1 protein-coding gene is annotated in these 633 nt (G+C 70.5%); it reads right to left on the bottom strand.

Features of this window, described 5'->3' with window-relative positions; genetic code table 11:
* A partial coding sequence (locus B7767_RS49070) for an acyltransferase domain-containing protein (RefSeq protein ID WP_256923818.1) occupies positions 1–633 on the bottom strand: 633 nt, incomplete at both ends.

Raw genomic sequence — 633 nt, 5'->3', positions numbered from 1 at the left:
GAACACACCCGCCACATACGCAGCCGCCACCTCACCGATCGAATGCCCGGCCACGAACTCCGGCCGCACACCCCACGACTCCACCAACCGGAACAGCGCCACCTCGACCGCGAACAACCCCGCCTGCGCATACACGGTCCGGTTCAGTACTTCCGCGTCCTCACCCCAGACCACGTCACGCAACGGCCGGTCCAGGTGCCCGTCCAGCCCCGCACACACCGCGTCGAACGCCTCCGCGAACACCGGAAAACGCCCATACAACTCACGCCCCATACCCAGCCGCTGCGACCCCTGACCCGAGAACAGGAACGCCGTACGGCCCTGCTCGATCGCGCCGACGATCGCGGCGGGGTCGCTCTCCCCCACACACACCGCGGCCAGGCCTCGCACGGCGGACTCACGGTCGTCGGCGAGGACGACGGCACGGTGGTCGAAGGCGGAGCGCTGTGTGGCCAGGGAGCGGCCGAGGTCCACGGCACGCAGTTCGGGGGCGGCCTCGACACGGGCCAGGAGACGTGCGGCCTGGGCGTGCAGGGCGGCCTCGGTCTTGCCGGAGAGGACCCACGGAATCACGCCGGGCGCAAGCGAGGCGAGTCCGCCGTTTCCTGCGTCCTCCTCATCCGCCCTCTCGTA

This window comes from Streptomyces sp. 13-12-16, from assembly GCF_002114215.1.
Taxonomy (GTDB): Bacteria; Actinomycetota; Actinomycetes; order Streptomycetales; family Streptomycetaceae; genus Streptomyces.
This window is presented reverse-complemented; position numbering and strand designations above follow the sequence as displayed.